At 36.2% G+C, this 16,934-nt stretch carries 12 protein-coding genes and 1 riboswitch; of the genes, 5 read left to right on the top strand and 7 right to left on the bottom strand.

The genetic code is table 11. The features are described 5' to 3' along the window. Positions 1-33: 33 nt before the first annotated feature. Complete coding sequence (locus H9L01_RS05795) at positions 34-1,098, bottom strand: NAD(P)/FAD-dependent oxidoreductase (RefSeq protein WP_246448934.1); 1,065 nt, start codon at positions 1,096-1,098, stop codon at positions 34-36. A 115-nt stretch (positions 1,099-1,213) separates the two neighbouring features. On the opposite strand from H9L01_RS05795, the gene H9L01_RS05790 reads away from it, so the two are divergent. Both H9L01_RS05790 and pepF read left to right on the top strand, forming a co-directional pair. Beyond that, positions 1,214-3,511, top strand: a complete 2,298-nt coding sequence (locus H9L01_RS05790; protein ID WP_187533038.1) for an HAD-IC family P-type ATPase — start codon at positions 1,214-1,216, stop codon at positions 3,509-3,511. A gap of 66 nt (positions 3,512-3,577) precedes the next feature. Then, positions 3,578-5,365, top strand: coding sequence for an oligoendopeptidase F (gene pepF / locus H9L01_RS05785; protein ID WP_187533037.1), 1,788 nt, complete (start codon positions 3,578-3,580; stop codon positions 5,363-5,365). A gap of 45 nt (positions 5,366-5,410) precedes the next feature. Here the strand turns inward: pepF and nagA are convergent, their stop codons facing one another. Beyond that, entirely contained in the window at positions 5,411-6,565 is a 1,155-nt protein-coding gene (gene nagA, locus H9L01_RS05780; RefSeq protein WP_187533036.1) for an N-acetylglucosamine-6-phosphate deacetylase, read from the bottom strand. Positions 6,566-6,697: 132 nt separating this feature from the next. Between nagA and H9L01_RS05775 the strand changes: the two genes are divergently transcribed. After that, positions 6,698-7,420 (top strand): glucosamine-6-phosphate deaminase, encoded by a 723-nt coding sequence (locus H9L01_RS05775; protein WP_187533035.1) that lies wholly within the window; start codon positions 6,698-6,700, stop codon positions 7,418-7,420. 43 nt (positions 7,421-7,463) lie between these two features. Here the strand turns inward: H9L01_RS05775 and H9L01_RS05770 are convergent, their stop codons facing one another. Continuing rightward, positions 7,464-7,787 (bottom strand): zinc ribbon domain-containing protein YjdM, encoded by a 324-nt coding sequence (locus H9L01_RS05770; protein ID WP_187533034.1) that lies wholly within the window; start codon positions 7,785-7,787, stop codon positions 7,464-7,466. Positions 7,788-7,883: 96 nt separating this feature from the next. Between H9L01_RS05770 and H9L01_RS05765 the strand changes: the two genes are divergently transcribed. After that, complete coding sequence (locus tag H9L01_RS05765) at positions 7,884-8,444, top strand: TetR/AcrR family transcriptional regulator (RefSeq protein WP_187533033.1); 561 nt, start codon at positions 7,884-7,886, stop codon at positions 8,442-8,444. A 36-nt stretch (positions 8,445-8,480) separates the two neighbouring features. Here the strand turns inward: H9L01_RS05765 and H9L01_RS05760 are convergent, their stop codons facing one another. Beyond that, positions 8,481-10,211: a DUF885 domain-containing protein gene (locus H9L01_RS05760; protein ID WP_187533032.1), complete on the bottom strand. Its 1,731-nt coding sequence runs from the start codon at positions 10,209-10,211 to the stop codon at positions 8,481-8,483. 61 nt (positions 10,212-10,272) lie between these two features. Beyond that, entirely contained in the window at positions 10,273-12,984 is a 2,712-nt protein-coding gene (gene mgtA, locus H9L01_RS05755) for a magnesium-translocating P-type ATPase (protein WP_187533031.1), read from the bottom strand. 210 nt (positions 12,985-13,194) lie between these two features. Next, a riboswitch (M-box (ykoK) riboswitch) is annotated at positions 13,195-13,350 on the bottom strand. Positions 13,351-13,548: 198 nt separating this feature from the next. Between mgtA and H9L01_RS05750 the strand changes: the two genes are divergently transcribed. Continuing rightward, the gene (locus H9L01_RS05750) at positions 13,549-14,280 is read left to right on the top strand and encodes a putative ABC transporter permease (RefSeq protein WP_187533030.1); all 732 of its coding nucleotides are present in this window, start codon (positions 13,549-13,551) and stop codon (positions 14,278-14,280) included. 41 nt (positions 14,281-14,321) lie between these two features. Here the strand turns inward: H9L01_RS05750 and H9L01_RS05745 are convergent, their stop codons facing one another. Together H9L01_RS05745 and H9L01_RS05740 are read right to left on the bottom strand one after the other, a co-directional pair. Beyond that, entirely contained in the window at positions 14,322-15,611 is a 1,290-nt protein-coding gene (locus tag H9L01_RS05745) for a hypothetical protein (RefSeq protein WP_187533029.1), read from the bottom strand. 103 nt (positions 15,612-15,714) lie between these two features. After that, complete coding sequence (locus H9L01_RS05740) at positions 15,715-16,890, bottom strand: BaiN/RdsA family NAD(P)/FAD-dependent oxidoreductase (protein WP_187533028.1); 1,176 nt, start codon at positions 16,888-16,890, stop codon at positions 15,715-15,717. Between the last annotated feature and the right edge of the window lie 44 nt (positions 16,891-16,934).

Below are 16,934 nucleotides of genomic sequence, written 5' to 3'. Positions count from 1 at the left end.
ATTTATTGGTTCACTATCACCATAATTTAAATTTTATTGAATTCGAAATTGATCAGGATGTAATGGCCACGATTCAATCTCTTCAACAAACGCCTTCGCAAGTATATAACCAATATATGGACCTGACGTTAATCCGCTTGATCCCAAGCCTGAAGCAACGTATAAATGTGGATAACTTGACACTGGACCATAAAACGGGGAGAAATTTGACGTGTGAGCTCGTGTACCAACACGGATCGATACAACATCATCTCGTGTCAATTCAGGTATCCATTCGTGAGCACCTTGAATTAATGACGCAATAACCGCTTCATCTTGATTCAAATCAAAGTCCTTATCATTTTCATGAGAGGCACCAACCACAACATTCCCTTCTTTATTGATCAGAATGTCGATTTCTCCTTTTGGCATAAGTACTGGAAAGTTATTGTGAGTGATAGGTATCTTAGTTTCTATCAGTTGCCCTTTCTGGGGTCTTACATCAAATAAGAGTCCATCCATAGTCTGATTGATCCATGCTCCTGTAGCCATGACACAGCCATCAAACACTTCACCATCAATGATGTAATGTCCATTCTCAAACGTTACCACAACCTTTTTTTCTTCAAGTCGAATGCCATTTCGTGATGCTTTATCTTTAAGAAGACATACAAGTTGCTTTCCATCAATTTGAGATCCACCTTCTACAAATAAAGCTTCTTTTGCTGTAAAACCATCTGGGAGCAGCTCTTTAACTTCAGATTCAGAGAGTTTCTTAATTGATTTCATAGCTGGCGCATCTGGTAATCGTTTTATTGCAATCTTTTCCAGTTTATCGAGTAACGTATCATGAAAAATAAGGGTACCATTATTATAGTAAAATGAGTCGTCTTCCAAATCAGAGATTAATGGTTGGTAAAACTCTGCACCTTCTCGTACCAAATCATACCATTCTTTATTTCTACGTTGACTTACCCACGGACAAATAATTCCTACGGCAGCAGATGTTGCTTGGCCAACGCCTTCATCAAATAGTGTCACATCAAAGTCTTTATTTTGACTTAAATAAAAAGCAGTTGTACTGCCTACAATTCCTCCACCAATAACTGCGATTTTCATAATTATCACCTCTATACCTCATCATATAGCAATTATGGAAGTTATACCACAATTATTGTAGTCAAGGTTTGTTTGTACTAAGATAGTAATACAAGACAACTAAAGGTGATTAAGAATGAACGTACATACTGGCTTAACTCAAGAAGAAATTAAACAACGCATTAAAAACAAACAAACCAATGCCGTTATAAATCGCAAGTTAAAATCTAACTGGGAAATAATAATTACAAATACATTTAACCCGTTTAATCTCTATAATATGGTTATCGCAGCCGCACTAATTTATGTGGGTGCTTTTTCTAGTCTTATGTTTATGGGCGTTATTATTTCTAACACCTTGGTTTTCATCATTCAAGAAATGAGAGCTCGAAAGCTTATTGAGAAACTCCAAATTATAGTAAGTCCTAAAACTTGGGTTCTACGCGAAGGGAAAGAAGTACTGATTAAAAATGAAGAGATTGTTTTGGATGACATTCTTATTTTAAAAGCAGGCAATCAAATCAGTGTTGATGCAACCATCTTAAGCGGCTCGCTCGAAGTTAACGAATCTTTGCTTACCGGTGAAGTAGATGCCATTGAAAAGAATATAAACGACCAACTCTTCTCTGGAAGTTACGTTGTTAGTGGTGAGTGTCATGCAATTGCGAAGCATGTGGGTATTGATAGTTATGCCATGAAGCTTACACATCATGCCGTAAGCGAACGCCCTGTTACTTCAAAACTCTTGTATACATTCAAGCGCGTTACCAAAATTACAAGTTTATTTGTTTTACCCATGGGTGCTCTTCTAATCTATCAAGGTCTTATTGTAAGACATCAACCTTTAAACAGTATCGTCGTAAATACTGCATCCGCGCTACTCGGAATGCTTCCTCAAGGATTAGTACTCCTCACCACAACTTCTTTAGTTGCAAGTATGATTAAACTTGGAAACAAACGTGCCCTTATTCAAGAACTCTATGCCATTGAATCATTGTCTCAAGTCGATGCACTTTGTCTTGATAAGACAGGGACAATTACCTACGGAAAGTTATCAGTCATTGATACACTCGCCTTGGATGACTCCTTTGAAGATGCAATCGAACGGTATGCGAAAAATAATATAGATTCCAACTTCACAGCAGACGCACTTAAAGAACACTTTAATAAAGGACATGCGGAATCCATTCATTCAATGATTCCCTTCTCATCCGAAAGAAAATGGGCAGCATTAAACTTTGAATCAAACTTAAATATCATCATGGGGGCACCCGAGGTATTAGCTCCTGATTTAAACACACCTGAAAAAATTACCCAGGCAATTCAAAATGGATCTCGTATCATTTTATTGGGAAGTTGCGAATTACCCATTGAAAAAAATGAACCCCTTCAACCAGTGAAACCACTCGGATTCATCATTCTTGAGGATCAAATTCGTGAAGATGCAAAAGATGCGATTGCCTTTTTCCAAGATAATGGTGTAGCTGTTAAAATTATATCTGGCGATAATCCAATCACAGTTTCTAAAATCGCGGAGAAAGTTGGTGTTCTCGATGCCAATAATACCGTCGATGCACGAACGCTTCACACTGAAGAAGCACTTCATGATGCTATTTTAAATCATAGTGTGATTGGTCGAGCTACTCCCGCACAAAAATTAGAGTTCGTGAAACAGCTTCAAAGTGAAGGCAATCACGTGGCAATGACGGGCGATGGTATCAATGATGTTCTTGCACTTAAAACTGCGAACTGTGCGATTGCGATGGGTGAAGGAAGTGATGCTGCGTTAAACGTATCTCAAGTCATCGTTACTGACGGTCGTTTATCAACATTAGTTGATGTTCTCAAAGAAGGACGGAATGTCATTCATAATATTACGCGCTCTGCTTCAATGTTTTATCTTCGTACTTTGATGACTTTCTTTGTCACATTCGCGGCAATCGCAATGGTCATTCCATTCCCATTTGTTCCTCTTCAAGTTACATTAACAAATATTTTTGCAAGTGGACTTCCATCTCTGCTCTTACTCTTTGAAAAGAACTACAGCAAACCAGAAATTAAGATATCACAACACGTACTTCGTTACAGTTTGCCATCAGCACTTGCAATCATTATTACCTGGGTACTTCTCAATATATTTAGAGGTCCACTAGGGCTATCACTGGCTCATACACAAACAATTTCATTCTTTATTAATGGCGTGATGTCCATGTATCTTATTTTCCTTATTTACTCTCCGATGAACCGCTATCGAAAAATTGTATACGTCCTTAACTGTATTGGTTTCGTAGGTTCAATTATGATTATGAGACCCTTACTCCAATTAACCACACTAACATATTTTGAAGTAGCATTAACTGTTGGTTTCTGCAGTCTGGCAGTATTTATTAATACCGCTATTTACAACTTAATTCTTAGAATCTCGAAACAATGAAATCTATTTTCATTGTTTTTACATTCATTTTCTGTATAATTGATGTAAGCGGAGGTTAATATAACTATGAAATTAAGAAATGAAGTTGATAAAGCTTTAACTTGGGATCTCAGTTCCCTCTATGAAAATAATACTGAATACGAGAAAGCACTCAGCGAGTGTATTGATACCATTAGTTCATTCAATAAGAAATATCAAGGAACACTTGTGACTCCTGAAGCAATTAATAAGGCTTTGGATGAGTATCGTACGATTTTGGAAATGATTACAAGACTGGCAACTTACAACAGCCTCAATGTTTCAAGTGACCAAACTGATGAAGCGACAATGCAACGCATGGGAACCTTCCAAATTAAAATTGGTGAGGCTCAAAATAAACTTACTTTCCTGAATGTTGAAATTAAAAAGAATCCTGAAAGTGTTCTTAGAGAAGCACAAAATCTTTCAAACGAAAATAAGCTCTATCTCGAAGACCTTATTCGTGAGATACCTCATGATCTTGACGAAAGTGTTGAAGATGCACTCAGTCAACTCTCTAATGTCCTAAACGCTCCTTACAATACTTACAACCGATCAAAACTTGCGGACTTAAAATTTGATAACTTTGAAGTTGATGGACAAGAGTATGCAAACAGTTTTGTTGCTTTTGAGAACGAATGGGAATATGAACCCAATCATGCGGTTCGACGTGCTGCTTATGATTCATTCTATACACAACTCGGAAATTACCAACATACCTTTGCGGCAATTTACCAAACTAAAGTTCAAACTGAAAAAACACTGGCAACCCTAAAAGGCTTTGATTCAGTCATTGATTACTTACTCTTTGATCAAAAAGTAAGTCGTGATATGTATGATCGCCAAATTGATTTAATCACAAAAGAATTTGCACCGCACATGCGTCGATATGCACGTCATTTAAAAGATGTCCACAACCTCGACACCATGACTTTTAGTGATTTGAAGATACCCGTAGATCCTGATTTTGAACCAAGCATCACTCCCGAAAAATCACGCGAATATCTTCTCGATGGTTTATCAATCTTAGGAGAAGATTATTTAGAGATGATTAATACTGCATTTGATGATCGTTGGATTGACTTCCCTCAAAATGTTGGGAAATCAACAGGAGCATTCTGTAGCAGTCCTTACAACGTTCATCCATACGTTCTCATCAGTTGGACAGAACGTATGCGAGAGGTCTTTGTACTAGCTCATGAGCTTGGTCATGCTGGCCACTTCTATCTCGCTGGACAAAATCAAAATATTTTTGATACCCGTGCATCTCTATACTTTATTGAAGCACCATCAACCATGAATGAACTCATTGTTGCGAATGATTTATTAAATAAAGCAAACGATGACCGTTTCAGACGTTGGGTCATTGCATCCATGATTAGTAGAACTTACTACCATAACTTTGTAACTCACCTCTTAGAAGCTGCTTACCAAAGAGAAGTATACAACCGTGTTGATCAAGGTCTTCCACTCTCAGCAAATGTACTCAACACGATCATGAAAGATGTTTATACTGATTTCTGGGGTGAAGATGTTGAAATCCAAGACTATGTTGGATTAACATGGATGCGTCAACCTCACTACTATATGGGGCTGTATCCATATACATACAGTGCAGGACTTACAATCTCTACAGCGTCATATCAAAAAGTTAAAGAAGACCCAAGTAAGATTGAAGACTGGAAAGAAGTACTCAAAGCTGGTGGTACAAAAACACCACTTGAACTTGCTAAGATGATGGATATTGATCTAAGCACAGATAAACCACTTCTCGATACGATCCAATTCCTTGCGGATCTTATTGATGAAATGATCGCACTTCACGATAAAATTTAAGCATATAAAAACTCAGATCCATACGGAACTGAGTTTTTGTTTTCTTTATTTTGTGTAAGCAACAATACCACGGCAAATTGTTGTTTGAACATTGATATCATTATCAACAATAACAATATCAGCGTCTTTACCGATTTCAATACTTCCTTTACGTCCGAAGATACCTAAGTGTAATGCTGCATTTTCAGATGACATCTTCACAACATCACTCATTGAGCAGTCTGTAAAGTTTTTAATGTTACGAACGACGAAGTCCATTTCTGCAACAGAACCAGCAAGTGCTCCTGATTCAATACGGCAGTATTTACCTTCTTTAGTAACTTCTTGTCCACCGAGGTCATATTTACCATCTGGAAGACCTTTAGCTCTCATGGAGTCAGTGATTGCGATAAAGTTGTCTGCACCTTTAATTTCGTAGGTTGCTTTAACAACTGCAGGGTTAACATGAATACCATCAACAATCATTTCTGCTTTAAGTGTTTCATTAATGAAACCAGCAGTAACAACACCTGGTTGACGGTGGTGGTGTGGCGTCATTGCATTATGGAAGTGAGTAAGGTTGGATAATCCTTGTCCTATTTCACTTACAATTTGATCATATGTTGCATCAGTATGTCCTGCTGATGGTACAACATTCAAGCTTCTTAAGTGATCCGTAAATCCTTTTTCTGCTTCTTCTGGTGCATAAGTAATTAAGCGAACCATTTTTCCCGATACTTCATAGAAGTGATCAAAATCTTTAACAGTTGGTTTTAAAACATATTTAGGGTTTTGAGCACCAATGTGTTTTTCTGAGATAAATGGACCTTCTAAGTGAACACCCATAATTTCAGCTTGTCCGGGACCATTGCTGGTTTCGGCATATTTTTTGATTTCAACGAGTGCTTTGTCAACTGCTTCAACAGATTGTGTCATTGTTGTTGCAAGATAGCTTGTTGTTCCTTCTTTTGGTAAGAATGTAGCAATTGTTTCTAATGCTTCTTGAGTCGCATCCATATGGTCGGCACCGTTAGCACCGTGAATGTGTTGATCAATAAAACCTGGAAGTACGTTATTTCCTTTCGCATCAATGATGTCTCCATCATATGCTGGAAGGTTATCCATACATCCGAAAGACTTGATTGTTTCACCTTCAAGTACAAGATACCCGTTTTCGATTACGCGATCTTGTAAATAGATACGGCCATTTTTGATTAACATAATAAATACCTCCTTGTTATCAAGAACCTTAACACGACAATTATAGCACCAACACAAAATAATTGTTGAATATATTTGATTTTATATTTGTATTGATTATAATGAACAGTGTAACTAAGTGAGGTAGATAAGATGAAATTATACGTAGTAGAAGATAATATCGAAGGAGCAAAACTCGGATACGATATTATTGCAAAAGAATTAAAAGATGGAAATTTAAATGTATTTGGTTTAGCAACAGGAAGCACACCAATCACATTCTATAACGAACTTACAGCAAGTGACTTAGACTTTACAAATACAGTTTCAGTTAACTTGGACGAATATATTGGATTAGCAGCTGATCACGATCAAAGCTACCACTATTTCATGAACGAACACCTATTCGCTAAAAAACCATTTAAAGCAAATTACCTACCAAATGGTCTTGAAGAAAATGCAGAAGTTGAATGTGCTCGTTATAACAAAATCATTGCTGACAATCCTATCGATGTTCAAATCTTAGGTATTGGAGAAAATGGTCATATTGGATTTAACGAACCAGGGGCTTCATTTGATTCATTAACAGAAAAAGTAGCATTAACTGAATCAACAATCAAAGCAAACTCAAGAAACTTTGCTTCAATTGAAGATGTTCCTCGTTTTGCTTACTCAATGGGAATCAAATCAATTTTATCTGCTAAGAAAATTGTGCTATTCGCATACGGTGAAGCTAAGAAAGATGCAATTTACGGAATGTTAGAAGAAACTCCTTCAACAGATCTTCCTGCAAGTGCATTACAAAACCACGATGATGTTATCGTTATCGTAGATAAACAAGCAGCATCACGTCTTGATTTAACAAAATATCAATAATCATTAAATCAAAAAAAAGCGTCCTCACAACGAGGACGTTTTCTTATGCTTTCTTAACAAATTCAGATTTTAAGCTCATTTTTCCAAAACCATCGATTTTACAATCAATATTATGATCACCATCAACAAGTCGAATATTTTTTGCTTTCGTTCCTTGTTTAAGAGTACCAGAGCTTCCTTTCACTTTTAAATCTTTGAGTACAATAACGTCATCCCCATCATTGAGGACAACACCATTTGCATCAACAATCGCATCACTTTGTGCGGATAACTCATTCCATTCGTGTGCACATTCTGGACAAATGTAAAGTCCACGATCTTCATAAGTATATTCTGAATTGCAGCTTGGGCAATTTGGTAAACTCATTTTATCAAATCTCCTTCCCCTCAAGTATACCCGAACCAAATTATTTGACAAGTTTCTAAGCAAAACATATAATGTGCTTTGTTTAGGGGTGATTGTATGAAGAAAAGCCAAATCAGTAAAGAAGCATTACTCGATGTTGCGAATGACATCGTATTTAATGAGGGGTCAGAGAATCTGAACATCCGTACAATAGCACAACGTGCAAATGTTTCAGTTGGATCTGTCTACAATTACTTCCCATCTAAATCAGCAATTGTATTCGCACTTGTGGAAGATTTTTGGAAAAGAGTACTCCAAGAAAACCTCAAGGAAGTCCCCGATAATCTCAATTACGCGTCTTATGTATCATCAATCTATGATGTTCTTTACAAATATGCCGATCAATATCAATCTCTTTTTATTTCACACTATAAAACAATGAGTGATGAAGATAAAAGAACGGGACTGGGACTAAGAGATAAACAATTTAGGATGTTTGACCAACAATTTTTAAAAGTCTTAAATCAAGATGAAACAGTCAAAAATGATGTTTGGAGCGAAACTTACACACCTAAAGACTTTAATCGTTTCGTGATGATGAATATCCTCACAGCACTTCGTACGAAGCAAAATAGCATTTCTATTCTCGTACAAACAATCGAAAACGTACTCTATTAAAATTTAAAGCGCCACGTATTGTGGCGCTTTTGCAATTTATTTTAAAAACTTATCAATTGTATCGAAACTGGCAGGTCCTAGATCAAGGAATGCTTCATGAAATTGTTTGTTTGTTGATCCTTCATGATTTTTTAGATACTCTTGGCGCATTTCTTCAATGTAAAGACTGCTGAGATAATATGTGGGTGCAGCCGCTGGAGTGTGCGCAAGGGTTAAGAATATTTTCTTAGAAACATCCTCAGAAATTTCTGGGTTTCCGGTGGCTTCGAGAAGCTGATCATGAAATTCTTCCACAGACCATCCATCATAGTTAACCCCAATATCAAACCTAACTTCCATTATTTTATTTAAATTGGTAATGGCTTGATAGAAATCATAGTATTCTTCGTCATAAAGGTATGCGACGCCACGATTTTCAACATAGTTTGCCCAACCTTCCGCATGACCTGAGTAATTCAGAAGTGAACGGACTGGTGCTTGTTCTGTATTTTTTTGAATAAAGTAATTAAATTGATACATATGTCCGGGGACTGATTCATGAGAATAGGTTGTAAATGATTTATTATCAAAATCACCATTAATATAGATATGTTGTTTCTCAGATCCATCATAGTCCATTGCTGGTGTGAAGTAGAAAGCAGGGCTTGCTCCTTCAGAGATTGAGTCATCAACTTTCTTTAAATCATAGTTTACAGTTTCAATTTCAGGAAAATCATCATTCATGTTTGCCTCAATAAACGAAATGAGTTCAAACCCATCTTTAAAATCACCATACTTATTCGCAGCATACATCGCTTGGTACTTATCATAATTTCCAGCACGTGCAATGGCCATAAGCGTTAGAATATTTTCTTCTTCCCATTGATCCAATTTCTTCTTAATCTTCCTCATGGAGAGTTTTCTTCCTGTTTCTTGTTGGAGTAATACCTCATAGTATTCTTTACCGTCTTTACGACCAGCAAGTCCTGTCGAAGGTTTTGCTTCAATGTCTTTCAAGCCATCTGCAATAATTTGATACGATTCTTTGAGTGATTTTGTAATCGCCTCTTTATTACGTTGTTGATACGTTGCCATAAGTTTCGTATCATTCTTAACGGAATCGATAGTTGCAAGTTCGGTATTAAAATGATCTATCAAGAAGAAGTCATCATTTATAGAATCTGCTGTTGTTTGAGCTTGAGATACAATTTCATCCAATTCTTCTTGACCAAACCCTGTACCATTTTTCTGGCGTGTCAGTTCTAATTCAACAGCACCTTTAAAAGTTGCTGGCAAGGATTCTACATAACTTAAATATCCTTTGACATCTTGTTCATCACGGAATCGATACGATTCAAGGGTTGAAGTTAAACTATTCATTAAGCTACGGGAGTATCCAATTAAACCCGAACCTGTTTCATATTCGTAGAATTTCTCCATAGCAATGGAAGTTTCCAAAGATTCTTTGACGACTTCGAGATCAAGCTTTTGTTGATCATTTAAATCACTCACATCAATTTGGCTTAATTCCTTTAAAAGATTTTTACTGTCTTCAATTGAAGCAGCATAGTCTTCTTTAGTTGTGAATGTTGCTTTATAGTCTGTTCTCTCAATCCCAAATTTTTCTGGATTCAGAAATAGGAAGTTAATTCCAAAGTCAGTACCATTAACTGCTGACTCAAACATTTCATTCATTACTTCAGTATAATCCAGTTCTTTAGATTCTTTCTGAGTACATCCTGTGAGTACTAACAAGAGCGCTAAAATGGATAGTAGTAGTTTTTTCATCCTAAGTCTCCTAATTTCTTATGGAATAATTGTATCATATTTTTATGAAACTCATAAATTATTATAGGAGCTCACCATATCGTTTAATAAAGTAGTTCTTAGCAATTGTTGCGAGTACCATGTATAGAACAATCGTAATTGCAAGCCAGAAGAAGTAATTCAGTGGAAGTGGTGCTAATCCAATTGATGCACCAAATCCAGTAAATGGAATTACTGTAAGTCCAATAATTGCTGCGAAAGTGAGCAAGGTTAGTGATGTTGATGCACGACTTTGTAGGAATGGAATCTTTGGTGTACGTATCATGTGAATAACAAGTGTTTGTGACCACATGGATTCGACGAACCAGCCTGCTTGGAATACGGCAATAAAGAGTGCACGAGTTTCTGGGCTCGTAATTTCACTATATGGCATTCCCACAACTTGTGGTCCAATAATGTAGAACATTAGTAGGTAAGTTGTAATATCAAAGACTGAACTTGTAGGTCCAATAATAATCATAAAGTTACGAATCGATGTTGCATCCCATTTACGAGGAACGCGCAAGAATTCTTCATCTACATTATCCCAAGGAATTGCGATACAAGAAATATCATAGATTAAGTTTAAGAGCACAAGATGGATTGCTTCCATTGGTAAGAACGGTAAGAATGCACTTGCAATTAAGACTGAGAATACGTTTCCAAAGTTTGAGCTTGCAGTCATCTTGATATATTTAATCATGTTTGCATAAGTCTTACGTCCTTCGATAATCCCTTTCTCAAGGACAAGGAGATCTTTTTCGAGTAAGATTACTTCTGCTGATTCCTTTGCAATATCAACTCCTGTATCAACGGAAATACCAATATCTGCGGCCTTCATTGCTGGCGCATCATTAATACCGTCTCCCATAAACCCAACAGTATGTCCCAAATCACGAAGTGTTTCTACAACTAATGCTTTTTGGCTTGGTGACATTTTCGCAAAGATATTATATTTTTCTACAGCAACATTCAATTCTTCCTGTGTGAAGTTTTCAACATCGCTTCCGAGAATAATTTTTTCATTTTCAAGTCCAATCATATTACAAATTGATCGTGTTACTTTTTCATTATCACCCGTAATTACCTTCGTTGTAACGCCAAAGTAAGCAAGTTTTTCAATAGCTTCTTGTGCACTTTCTTTAGGTGGATCTAGGAATGCAAGATACCCCATGAGAACCATTTCTCTTTCATCCTCTACTGAGAATTCTCCTACTGGAGCGGGATTTGTTTTTTGAGCTAATGCAATTACACGCATTCCTTTTTCGTTTAGCTCATCGACTGTCTTTGTAATTTCTTGAATCATGGATTCTTTAAGAGGCACGACTTCATTTCCTACTTCAACATAAGAACAAATGTTTAACATTTCTTCTACTGCACCTTTTGTAATCATTTGGCGTTTATTATGCTTATCAGATACCACTACTGACATTCGACGGCGGTTAAAGTCAAAAGGTACTTCGTCTACTTTATGATAGCGCATATCTAAGTCTTTGAATGCTTCTTGGTCACTTCGTTCGTTAACTTTCTCAATGATTGATTTGTCCATCAAGTTTTTGAGTCCAGTTTGGAAATAACTATTCAAATATGCATGTCTGAGAACACGATCATTATCATTTCCCAACACATCCAAGTGATATTCAAGAACAACTCGATCTTGAGTTAGTGTTCCTGTTTTATCAGTACAAAGAATATCCATGGCACCAATATTTTGAATCGAATTAAGTGACTTCACAATTGTCTTTTCTTTAGACATGGATACAGCACCTTTAGCTAGTGATGTTGTGACAATCATAGGTAACATTTCAGGTGTAAGTCCAACTGCTACGGAAATTGCGAATAGGAATGCTCCCATCCAGTCTCCTTTTGTAAATCCATTAAGGAAAAGTACAATAGGAACCATCACTAACATGAAACGAATGAGTAGCCAACTGACTGAGTTAACGCCTTTTTCGAAACTTGTTTCGACAGTATCCTCCGCAACATTTTCAGAAATGCTTCCGAATAATGTATCGCTTCCTACAGCAACTACGATTCCCTTTGCTGCACCACTAATGACATCGCTTCCCATGAATACGAGGTTTTCATTATCTGTTAAGTTTTCATGTGCGATCGTTACTGTTCGCGCATTCTTTTCGATGTGCTCGCTTTCGCCAGTTAGTGCTGCTTGAGTAATAAAGAGGTCTTTTGCTTCTAAAATTCTCATATCAGCTGGAATCATATCTCCTGCAGAAAGATAAATCATATCGCCTACAACCACTTCATCAATTGGAAGTTCTTGTTTTCCTTCGCCTCTTCGTTCAACAAGCGTAGTGGTCTCAACCATTTCTGATAGTTTTTCTGCTGCATTATTTGATTTTGCTTCTTGTACATAACGTAAGATACCACTGATTAACACCATAAGTGTAATGATAATTACGGTTGTTGGATCCGCTTCTCCAGGTTCTGCAAGAATAATATCTGTAAATCCAGATACAAGTGCAAGAGCAATTAAAATTGAAGTGAAGGGATTAATGAATGCTTTGATAACCTTCATTAAAACACTGTCTTCTTTTCCATATTTTATTTTATTTTCCCCAAAATCTTCTCTTGCTTTATCAACACGACGTGTTTGAAGTCCTTCACGTGTAGATTTCAAATTCGTTGTTAGTTCTTCAGTGTCCAAGATTGCTGCTTCTTTTAAGCGATCTTGTGCACGCATTGCTTTAAGTGTTTCGTAAGCTTCGCGGCTTACAGTTTTTTTATTCATTGTCATCGTTATATCCTCCCTTAACATAAATAAGTAGGATACAAAACAGCTACAACAATCGATATGAGAGTGTCAAACCACCCAACATGTTTCGCCTATTATTAAATTGTTTTATACCCCTACAACAACACGATTGCATGGTTACCACTCCCTTCTTTCGTTCAAACAAAAAAATACCACGCCTAAACAAAGACGTGGTTTAACATACTAAAAAATATTTATTGTCTTCGTTCAAGCTTTAACTCCATAGGGCAATGAAATTACATTATTCTACGCCTTGTTGACCTAGACTGTTGACCATCTCATAGTGTCTCCACTATTTTGCGGCAGTAATCCGTATCCCTATGGTAGCCTCACCTACCGATATTAAATTTTGTTTTCAACTTATTCCGTGACCTATGATACATACACTTTTTAACCTTGTCAACCCTTAACCATATTTTTTTTGTATACACGTTATGATAATCACGATTTATGTCATGAAATTATCCACAGTCTTAAATCTAAACTTGTCCTTTGTTTCTAATCATATCCGAGTCTGTTATAATGTGTATTAATTGAGGTGAGAGGATGCAAACATATTTTATTTATTGGTTAATTTATAGTTTTATTGGATGGATATTAGAAACAGTTTACTGTTCTATTCCAGCGAAGAAATTTGTAGAAAGGGGCTTTCTACATGGACCTTTAGTACCTATTTACGGATTTGGTGCCATGACAATTTTATTTGTCCTTGATCCTTTTCTAGACAATCCACTACTGGTATTCATATTAGGAATTATCTTAACAAGTGCTTTAGAATACATTACAAGCTATATCATGGAAAAAGCATTCGACATGCGTTGGTGGGATTATTCAAAGCGAAAGTTCAATATCAATGGCCGCGTTTGTTTACGAAATTCTTTAATGTTTGGAGCACTTTCTGTGATTCTTGTCGTTTGGGTCCATCCAACGATCATTGTGGAGGTATCTAAACTATCTTTGAGTACCCAACATTGGGTTATGATTATTGCTGGAAGCATCATTATTGTTGACTTCGTAATTACACTCGTATCAACCTTAAATCTTAAAAAATATCTCAAGGAACTTAAAGATATTAAAGATGAAATTAGTACCATTGTTGACAACTTGGAAGAGAAGCAAATCAAGCGTCGTGATGAACTAACAGCGCGTTATGATGCAGTTAAAAACAAATTGAAATTTTCGGAAAGAAGAATTCTTCGATCCTTTCCAACTTCAAAATCCATCAAATTCCCTGAGCACCTAGATGAACTAAAAAAATCCATGTTCAAGCGGAAATAAATATCCAGAAACAAATAAGAACGTCACACGACGTTCTTTTCTTAATCACATTTAAATCCATTAGTATTTAGCTCACCTTGAATCTTTTCAAGCGATGCTTTCTCTTGTTTTGGTGATGTTAAAATTTTCGCATTCTGATCAATTTTACCATTATTATAAACAATATTGGTATATCCCATGTTATCGGCATATGTTTTACCATCAAGCTGATAAGTATACACAAACATGAGAGTTCCATCAGAGAATGCTGTACCGTTTAACTCATCGTAAGCATTACTTTGTAATTTTGGAGTTTGCGCATAACATGTTAACGATTTTTGATAATTTTCCGCTTTAAGTCCTTTTTCAGCATGTTTATTTTTTAATGCATCAAGGGCTGATTTACTGAGATCATTAACGTTTTCAATATCTTTAACACTTTCCGGTGACACTGCAAGTCCCTCGACAATATAGTTTTTCTTCTCAGTTTTGAAGCTCATATTCTTTGCTTTAAGTTCTTTACGGACTGCTTCATTATATTTCAAGCTGACTTCTACTGTATCGCCTTGATTAAGTTTTGAATCTTTAGAAACGACGTATTCAACATTGCTGAGAATATTTTTTGTAGCAGCATCTGGTGCTTTCACACCGCTCTTATCGACACTTGCTTTTCCCTCGCCTTGCTTACCAGAGAAATCTACAACTAAGCCATCAAATGGATCAATGGTTGATGCTTCAGAGTAGAGGTCCACAGTGTACTCTTTACTCGTCGAAGCGAGTTTTTTCTTTTCATTAAATTCTTTTTCAAATTCTGAGTTAAGTTTCACTTTTACAGTAAGCTTATCACCATTTTTTAACCCAGTATTTGAAGGTTCAAATGTAAAGATTGCATTATCAACAAGGTCCTTAGCATCTTGGTTTGTCATAGGGTCAATGGGTTCTATTCCAGCAATTGCTGAGCCATCAACACCTGTATATTTCACTTCTATGTATTCAAAGATATCAACTTTTTCTTTTGAAAAGAAACGATTCCAAGCAAAATAGGTACCGCCTGCTACCAAGCATAAGACAACGATAGCTATAATCGTATTCATCTTGTTTTTAGCACCTTTTGATTTTTTATCCTTTTTATTTTTTACTTTTTTAGTTTTTTTATTTTTAGTTTTCTTTGTTTCACTCTCGATGATTATTTCTTCTGTAGGGGCGTCATCTTCATCTGTTTCTTCGTAGAAGACATACTCACCTTCATCAAGATGATCGTAATTATCAAAATCTTCAACTTCTTCTTCTGAGATAATTTCGACATCAATTACTTTACCATCTTCTTCATAATGTGTTTTTTTATCACTCATTATAAACCTCCTTGTAAACTGTTAGATCTACTTACTAATCATATCACAGTCTTTCTTTAAATTATGGGATTTGAGGATGGTTTCTATAATTTCACACAAGCACTTAGGCTTCAGATAAAGCATATTTTCCTGCTGTAAATCCAGTTGCGAAAGCAGATGTAATATTAAATCCCCCTGTGAATGCATTGTAATCTAAGAGTTCTCCACACATTGAGATACAAGGATTAATTTTCGATTTCATCGTCTTGGGGTCAATCTCCTTTAGAGTTACGCCGCCATTTGTTACAAATGCATGTGCAAAACCACGCGTCTCATAGACACTCATTTCAAAACCTTTTACCTTTTCGAGTACTTCTTGTGTGTTCTTACTTTTTTCTTTAAAGTAACTGATAAGTCGCTTCGGAAGTCCATATTCTTGAAGTTTTTCTTCAACGTCTGATTCTTGTTGAAGGGATTCAAGCGATATTTCAGGTAAAAAATCAATGCTTATTTTTGCAGGAGTTTCCTTCTCAAGAATAGTTTGGATATAGAAACTTGCTCGTAATGCTGCAGGTCCTGATAGTCCAAAGTGAGTAAAGAGTAGATCATGAGTAATACTTTGTTTTATCTTATTCTTTTTATAAATATTAAGTTTAACATCCTTGAATGATAATCCTTGAAGCGTTTTCTCTTGAATGACTTGGTCGTTTGATACCAGCGGAACTTCTGCAGGTAATAACTTTGTAATCGTGTGTCCAACCGCCTCGGATAAACCATAACCATTTCCATCCGAACCAGTTCCGGGCAATGTTTTACTTCCAGTAGCGAAAATACAATGATCAAAATTAAATGTTTGCTTATTCGTAACAATTTTCTTTTTAGCAATATCAATTGATTCAACATATGTATCTAAGAAGAGTTCAACACCACATTCAACCAGTTTACGGTGTAGTGTTTCTACAATATCTTGTGATTTATTACTTTTTGGGAAAACGCGGTGATGATCCTCAATTTTTGTTTCGCAACCATTTTCGTTGAAAAACTTCTGAATATCTTGAGGATTAAAGTTTGTTAGAGCACTGTATAAAAACTTTCCATTTTTTGGGACATAGCTTATAACTTCTTCATTGCTAACATCAGCCGTAACATTACAACGGCCACCCCCTGTAAGTCTTAGTTTTTTTCCGAGTCTTTCATTTCTTTCAATTAAAATAACACGAGCATTTGGGTGGTGCTCTTTTGAAGAGATTGCAGCCATCATTCCTGATGGGCCCCCTCCTATGACAATTATCGTATCCATAACGCATTCTCCTTATTAAAAATCTATTCGTATTATAACAAATT

Origin of the sequence: Erysipelothrix inopinata (assembly GCF_014396165.1) — a bacterium.
Lineage (GTDB): Bacteria > Bacillota_I > Bacilli_A > Erysipelotrichales > Erysipelotrichaceae > Erysipelothrix > Erysipelothrix inopinata.
Note: the sequence above shows the minus strand (reverse complement) of the source record. Positions and strands in the feature narration are given on the sequence as shown.

Excerpts from the sequence above, each read along its gene's own strand:
- H9L01_RS05795 (WP_246448934.1), bottom strand. The coding sequence starts at position 1,098 with ATGAAAATCGCAGTTATTGGTGGAGGAATTGTAGGCAGTACAACTGCT.
- H9L01_RS05790 (WP_187533038.1), top strand. The coding sequence starts at position 1,214 with ATGAACGTACATACTGGCTTAACTCAAGAAGAAATTAAACAACGCATT.
- pepF (WP_187533037.1), top strand. The coding sequence starts at position 3,578 with ATGAAATTAAGAAATGAAGTTGATAAAGCTTTAACTTGGGATCTCAGT.
- nagA (WP_187533036.1), bottom strand. The coding sequence starts at position 6,565 with ATGTTAATCAAAAATGGCCGTATCTATTTACAAGATCGCGTAATCGAA.
- H9L01_RS05775 (WP_187533035.1), top strand. The coding sequence starts at position 6,698 with ATGAAATTATACGTAGTAGAAGATAATATCGAAGGAGCAAAACTCGGA.
- H9L01_RS05770 (WP_187533034.1), bottom strand. The coding sequence starts at position 7,787 with ATGAGTTTACCAAATTGCCCAAGCTGCAATTCAGAATATACTTATGAA.
- H9L01_RS05765 (WP_187533033.1), top strand. The coding sequence starts at position 7,884 with ATGAAGAAAAGCCAAATCAGTAAAGAAGCATTACTCGATGTTGCGAAT.
- H9L01_RS05760 (WP_187533032.1), bottom strand. The coding sequence starts at position 10,211 with ATGAAAAAACTACTACTATCCATTTTAGCGCTCTTGTTAGTACTCACA.
- mgtA (WP_187533031.1), bottom strand. The coding sequence starts at position 12,984 with ATGACAATGAATAAAAAAACTGTAAGCCGCGAAGCTTACGAAACACTT.
- H9L01_RS05750 (WP_187533030.1), top strand. The coding sequence starts at position 13,549 with ATGCAAACATATTTTATTTATTGGTTAATTTATAGTTTTATTGGATGG.
- H9L01_RS05745 (WP_187533029.1), bottom strand. The coding sequence starts at position 15,611 with ATGAGTGATAAAAAAACACATTATGAAGAAGATGGTAAAGTAATTGAT.
- H9L01_RS05740 (WP_187533028.1), bottom strand. The coding sequence starts at position 16,890 with ATGGATACGATAATTGTCATAGGAGGGGGCCCATCAGGAATGATGGCT.